This window comes from Streptomyces sp. 7R007 (assembly GCF_054850255.1).
Window position 1 is genome coordinate 1 of the sequence record NZ_JBTWMV010000113.1, and the last position, 6,951, is coordinate 6,951.

Sequence of the window (6,951 nt, forward strand, 5' to 3'; positions counted from 1 at the left end):
GATGCTGCTGTTCCAGATACAGCAACCTGCCACGCTCCGACGGCCGGTAGTTGCGCCTTCACTGTCCCGGCCGCTGCGGTGATGCGTTCCATGACGCACGTGCTGGCCCCCTTGCCTCGCTCGCTCTGCGGGAGGAGGCCCCACAACACAGCAGACACGGACCAGGGATCGAGTCCGAGTTCAAGCCGCAGGCTCGGGTAGCTGGCCCGTATCTCCTCGGTCAGGGCATCAGGCCAGGCGCCGTCGTCGACATCGCCAGGCACGCTCAAGGCTCTACGCCTCGTCGGGGTTGATCCCCTGGGCCCGCGCCAGGGCGAACAGCACGCGCTCGATCGCGTCCAGGCGCTGCACGATCGTCCGGTCGTCGGGGGCGCCAATGGCCTCGGCGAGGGAAGCGATATGGAGAAGGCCGTCCGCCGTGCTCGTTGGCCGTACGCGGCGAGGACGTGCTCTCGGCGCACGGCTCAGACGTGTGCATCGTCGTCTTCACCGCAGAGCCCGACAGCGAGGCGGCCGGCAAGCTACGCCGGCTGTCTGTCCCAGCCGACGCGAACATGACTGCGCCCGTCGCACCGGAGGGCAGCTCACAGCGAGCGCGGCGTCCAAGCCCGGTCGCATCTGGCTCTGGCGTTGTCCTCTATGGCAGCGGGGACGTGACAAGAGCTGGGTCAGCGCGGGCGAGGGCGGCTGTCACGTTCAGTTGCCATCCTGCTGTGTACGCCTCGGCGAAATCCTTGTCACCGAGCGCCGTGCGGGTGCGCGTGCTCAGCGTCCGGATGTGCGGATCGGTACGGTCGTGGGCGCCACGAAGGCGGGCGGCTGCGCCGAGTATGACGGCTGCGTCGCGGTGTCGGTCGTGCAGTTCGGCGAGTCCGGCGACGGTCACTGCCACGGTCGCCACGACCGGCAGGTCCTGGCTGTTGACCGCTGCCGTGTATGCCCGGGTCAGTGCGTGCGCGGCACCAGACCCGTCGGCGAGTCGGAGGCAGAGGGCGGCCCGCACGGTCGCGATCAGGGCTCGGCCGTGGTCGCCGTCGAGCGGAACCTGTGCGAAGAGTCCGGACTCGGCCGACTCGATCAGCCGGCGTGCGCGGTCCAGGTTGCCCGTTTGCACCATCAACCGGGCTTCGCGGGCGTCGAGCAGGATGGCCATCCCGGGCGACGTGGAACGGAGCGCGCGTTCCCGCGTCGTGGCGATCATCTCGGTCGCCTGCGTGGTCTGATCGAGCCGCACCAGGAGATCGAACTGGCGCAGGTCGGTGTAGATCTCATCGTCGAGACTGAGCGCTCCGAACTCGCCGGCCAGCCGCTTGGCCTCCTTCAAGTCGCTGAGTGCGCCTTTGAGTTCGCCGTCGTACTGACGAAGCAGGGAGCGCAGCGGCAGTGCTGTGGCCAGTGCCCAGTGGTCGCCGGACTGAGTGAAGCATTCCAGGGCTGCGGCTGCGTCGGCGCGCGCCTGGTCGAGGTCGCCCTCGTTTTCGGCGGCGTGGGCGCGCGAGATGCGGGCGTACCCGGCCAGCCAGGCATCCGGCCCGTCGGCCAGGCGTTGGATGATCGCCTCACCTTCCTGTGTCCTGTGCGGGAGAGCGAGTTTGATGGTGACCAGCGCGCCGGTGAAGCCGGGCAGTTCGCGGTGGCTCAGCAGACGGTCGGTGAGGGTCCGCAGCTGTGTGCTTCCTTCCTTGAAGGAGCCACTGAACAGTGCGCTCTGACCGGCTTGGGAGTTGAGCAGCAGCAGTCCTTCGGCGATCTCGTGCTCGACACCGGGCCTGTCGGTCGGGAGCGCGACTGCCTGCCCGAGCCAGTAGGCGGCGTCGTCTCGGCGGCCGAGCATCTGCCAGTACCAGGTCAGGTTGAGGGCCAGCGCGATCGCTCCGTCAGTGTTGCCGGTGTCGCAGAGGTGTCGCAGCGCGGCAAGCACGTTGTCGTGCTCGGCACGCAGGATGTGGAGGGCGTGGAGCTGCTCGGGCCCACGGGTCAGCGGGTCGTAGTGGGCCACCAGGTCGGCGCAGTAGTGGGCAGCCAGGTTCCGCACACTGGTCAGGATGTTCTGCTCGGCCAGCCTCTGAAGGCCGTATTCCCGGATCGTCTCCAGCATCCGGTGCCGGCCGGTGTCGGGTGACAGCTGCAGCAACGACCGGTCCACCAGGTCCGCGAGGAGCTCTGGGATGTCGCGGACCGGCACGGTGGTTCCCATGCATACCGCGGCAGCCGAAGCCGGCGTGATGCCACCGGGCAGGACCGCGATCCGCTCTGCGACGGTCCGTGCGCCCGCGGGGAGCAGGTCCCAGCTCCACGCGATGACTCCTCGCAGTGTGCGGTGGCGTGGAAAGGCAGTGCGGCTGCCGGTGGTGAGCAGCCGGAACCGGTCGGACAGCCCGTCGGCCAGATCGGTCAGCGTCAGTGTGCGCAGGCGGACCGCGGCCAGTTCCAGGGCGAGCGGCAGACCGTCCAGGCTGCGCACGATGCGCAGTACGTCCGCCAGGTTGTGCTCGGCGAGGTCGAAGGCGGGACGCACCGCGGCTGCCCGCTCGGTGAACAGACGTACCGATGCCGTGCGGCGGGCCTGTTGGATGTCCGCGTTCGGGTCGGGCAGAGCCAGTGGGCCGAGCGGGACCAGTGCCTCACCGTCGATCGCCAGCGGTTCTCGGCTGGTGGCCAGGACGCGCAGTCCGGCGCAGCGGGCCAGCAGCGCTGAGAGGAGGTGTGCTGCCGCGTCGATCACGTGCTCGCAGTTGTCGACGACGAGCAGAATCTCGCGACCGTCCAACTGGTCGGTCAGCACATCGAGTTCGTCGGCGGGGTCGCTGCGCAGCCTGGCGGAGGCGTCGAACAGCGCGGAGCCGCGCAGGCCGGTCGCGGCCAGCAGAGCGCCGCCGACCTTGCTGGGGTCGGTGACCGAAGCAACGTCGATCAGCCAGGCGCCGTCACGGTATGCGTCGCGGTGGCGGCGGGCGGCCTCGATGGCCAGGCGTGTCTTGCCGGCGCCGCCGGGGCCGAGCACGGTGACCAGCCGCCCCGCAGCGAGCAGGGTGTCGATCCGGGCCAGGTCGTCATCACGGCCGATGAAGCTGGTCAGCGGGATGGGCAGATTACTCGGCGTCTCACCTGTTCCCTTGGGCGCAGTGGCGGCGGGTGCGGGCTGCTCGGCCCGCAGCAGATGCAGGTGCCGTTCGCGTAGCGCGACGCCCGGATCGGTACCGAACTCGTCAGCCAGCGTCTCGCGGAACTCTTCGTAGCGGGCCAGGGCCTCGGCCTGTCGGCCCTGGGAGGCGAGTGCGTCCATGAGCAGCGCGACGGCGCGCTCGTACACGGGGTGCTGGGACAGCAAGCCCGTCAAGCGGACAGCTGCCTGCCCGGCGTTGTCCAAGGCCAGCTCGGCTTCGGCGAGGTCGGCGGTGGCCTCGACCGAGGAGTGGGCCAAGCGGGTCGCGGCCGCGGGTTCCACCGCAACGACGGTGGCAGGCTCAGCGCCGGGCTGCTCGATCCACAGGGCGACGGCTTCACCGAGCAGAGCAGCCGCGTGCCGCGCGTCGCCGGCGCGCAGACGCTCCCGGCCGGCTGCGGCGAGCTGCTCGAAGCGCAGCGCATCCACGTCGCCCGCGGACACGTCCAGCCGGTAGCCGCCTGCGGCCTGTGTGACGGCGGTGGAGGAGCCCAATGCACGGCGAAGTCGCGACACGAGGGCCTGCAGGGCATGTGTGGGATCGACTGGAGGGTTCTCCGGCCAGATCGCGTCGATGAGGGTGCTCTGCATGACGGCGCGCCCACCGGCGAGCGCGAGACGTACGGCCAGCCCCTGGAGACGAGGCCCGGGCACAGGCAGGGCACTGCCCCCACGAGATGCCTGGAACGTACCGAGCAACGTGATGCGAAGCCGCGCATCCCCATCCATGGGCCGATCTTTGCGCGAGCGCAGCCGGATGGCCAAATTCGGGCACCGCCACCGTGTCGTCCCAGCCGTGACAGCCGCCACAAGGCCGGGCAGCGGTCGCGTGCACGGCGCTGACATGGCCGTGCACACGCAGGTCGATCCATGTGAGGCGTGGTGTCAGCGCCGTGTGCGCCCCGTGTGAGCGGCCCGGGCGAGTGTGTGGGCGTTGCGGCGGGCACCACGTTCGCGCAGCCGACGCCAGGACTGCTCGCACCCGAAGACGGAGAGACGCGATGACTGGAAGCACCAGCACCACGACCGCAGGCAAGGCCCCTACAACGAACGACGCCTGGGTACGGACGTGGGGAACCGCCCCACACGCACCGATCGCGCAATTCGGGCCACTGCCCTCTTTCGCCGACACGACCCTGCGCCAGGTGGTGCGCATCAGCGGGGGCGGGAACCGGGTGCGCCTCAGGCTCACCAACGAGTACGGCACCGAGCCCCTGAGCATCGGCGCAGCCCGGATCGCCCTCGCCGCGCCCGACGGTGGTCTCCGGCCGGGCAGCGACCGGGAGCTGACCTTCGCCGGTCGGACGGGGGTCACCGTCCCGGTCGGCGCGCCGATGCTCAGCGACCCGATCGCGCTGCCCCTGCCTGCCCTGTCCGAGCTCTTCATCAGCCTCTACCTGCCCCAGGCGGTCAAGAGCGCCACCTGCCACGCCATGGGCGTCCAGACCGCCTGGAGCATCCCGGGCAACGCCGTCGACGCCCTCACCCTGCCTGCGCAGGCCACGTCCCTGCCGCTGCAGGCATTCGTCTCGGCGATCGACGTGCTCCCCGACGGCCCGGCCGCCACCATCGCGGTCATCGGCGACTCCAACACCGACTGCTCCGGTACCACCCCGGATGCCAACCGCCGCTGGACGGACCGCCTGGCCGAGCGTCTGGCCGGGCGGAACGGACGTACCGTCTGCGTCTCCAACCAGGGCATCAGCGGGAACCGGATGCTCAACGAGGGCCTGGGCGAGGCGGTGCTGGCCCGCTTCGACCGGGACGTGCTGGCCACGCCGGGTCTCGGCCACGTGGTCATCGCCATCGGACTCGGCGACATCGGCGTCTCCTACGCACCCCGTGACGGCAGCGGCCCCGCGGATGACTTCCTCGCCATGTTCCCCGGCGCGCCGGTGACGAGCGATGACCTCATCGCGGGCTATCAGCAGCTGATCACCCGGGCCCGCGCCCGCGGCGTGCGCGTCTACGGCGCCACCCTCACCCCGTATGAGGGCGATGAGATCTTCACGCCGGAAGGCGACCGCGTACGCCAGGCGGTCAACGAGTGGATCCGCACCAGCGGCGCCTTCGACGCGGTCCTGGACTTCGACGCTGTCTGGCGCGACCCGGCCCACCCCACCCGTATTCAGGACGGACTCCACGCGGGCGATCACCTGCACGGCAGCGACGCAGGCTGCCGGGCCCTGGGCGACTCCATCGACCTGACCCTGTTCCAGTGACGCCCGCCCACCCAGTGACCATGGAGAAGAACGGAAAGTCTTATGCATGACGTAGTGATCGCGGGCGCAGGCCCCGTCGGACTGCTTCTGGCCTGCGAACTCGGTCTCGCGGACTGCGACGTCCTGGTCCTGGAGCAGGAGGCGGAGACAGGCACCCCCTGGAAGGCGCTTCCGCTCGGAATGCGGGGCCTGTCCGCCGCCTCGGTCGAGGTGTTCCACCGCCGCGGGATGCTGCAGCCGCTGCTGACCGCGTCGGGCGCCCACGGCTATGGCAGTGCGGACCCCGAGGCACAGGTGGCGCCGGCGCCGCGCAGCGTGAGCCACTTCGCCGGCATGATGCTCGACCCCGCCGACATCGATACCGGCGCCCTGCCGTACCGCCTGCCCAGCCCCGTCCTGGAGGGCGTGATGACCAGCCTCGAAGCGGTCGAGACGGTGCTGACCGAGCAGGCAGCCAAAGCCGGGGTGGAGATCCGCCGCGGAACGCGGGTCACGGAACTGCGACAGGACGCGGAGGGTGTCCTCGTACAGTCCGGGAAGGACGAGTACGCGGCGCGCTGGCTCGTCGGATGCGACGGCGGACGCAGCACGGTGCGCGGCCTCGCGGGATTCGAGTTCACCGGCACTGAGCCGCTGTTCACCGGCTACACCATGCTCGCCACCGTCGCCGACCCCGACAAGCTGCAGCCCGGGTTCACCCTGACGCCGACCGGCATGTACCTGCAGATGCCCACCCCCGGGCACATCGGCATGCTGGACTGCGACGGCGGCGCCTTCGACCGATCACAGCAGCCCACCCTCGAACACCTGCAGACGGTGCTGCGCCGCGTGTCCGGCACCGACGTCACGCTCAGCGACGTCCAGCTCGTCTCCACCTTCACCGACCGGGCGATGCAGACCACCTCCTACCGCCAAGGGCGCGTCCTGCTGGCCGGAGACGCTGCACACATCCACTCGCCTCTCGGCGCACAGGGGCTCAACACCGGCATCGGTGATGCAATCAACCTGGGATGGAAGCTCGCCGCGACCGTCCATGGATACGCCCCCGACGACCTGCTCGACTCCTACACCCAGGAGCGCCATCCGGTCGGCGCCCAGATCCTCGACTGGACGCGCGCCCAGAGCGCGGTCATGAAGCCCGACCCGCACGCCCAGGCCATCCAAGCCCTGGTCCGCGACGTGCTGGGCACCCGGGACGGAACGACCTACGTCTACAATCGGACCTCGGGCTCCTCCCACCGCTACGACCTCGGCAGCGCACATCCCCTGGTCGGCCGCAACGCCCCCGATTTCCACTTCACGGACGGAACGCGCCTGAGCGATCTCATGCGGGACGGGCACGGCATCGCCATCGACTTCACCACCGGTGGGCGGCTTGCCGGTGCGACAGCCGGCCACGAGGACCTGATCCGGTACGTGTCGGGCTCGGCGAGGAACGAACTGGGCTGCGGCGCCCTCCTCATCCGCCCCGACGGCGTCGTCGCCTGGGCAGACGGCCTCGATCCCGACCACGCAGGGTTCCAGCACGCCGCTAACCGGTGGTTTGCCACCGCCGCCATCTAG

3 protein-coding genes are annotated in these 6,951 nt (G+C 70.2%); 2 read left to right on the forward strand and 1 reads right to left on the reverse strand.

Translation table 11 applies throughout. The annotated features are described in order from the left end of the window. Window positions 1-637: 637 nt before the first annotated feature. The gene (locus tag ACYF6T_RS44025; protein WP_461703614.1) at window positions 638-3,757 is read right to left on the reverse strand and encodes a BTAD domain-containing putative transcriptional regulator; all 3,120 of its coding nucleotides are present in this window, start codon (window positions 3,755-3,757) and stop codon (window positions 638-640) included. Window positions 3,758-4,311: 554 nt separating this feature from the next. Between ACYF6T_RS44025 and ACYF6T_RS44030 the strand changes: the two genes are divergently transcribed. Both ACYF6T_RS44030 and ACYF6T_RS44035 read left to right on the forward strand, forming a co-directional pair. Continuing rightward, window positions 4,312-5,388 carry an SGNH/GDSL hydrolase family protein gene (locus tag ACYF6T_RS44030; RefSeq protein ID WP_461703615.1) on the forward strand — a complete coding sequence of 359 codons (1,077 nt, stop codon included), beginning with the start codon at window positions 4,312-4,314 and terminating at the stop codon, window positions 5,386-5,388. Window positions 5,389-5,430: 42 nt separating this feature from the next. Then, window positions 5,431-6,951 carry an FAD-dependent monooxygenase gene (locus ACYF6T_RS44035; RefSeq protein WP_461703616.1) on the forward strand — a complete coding sequence of 507 codons (1,521 nt, stop codon included), beginning with the start codon at window positions 5,431-5,433 and terminating at the stop codon, window positions 6,949-6,951.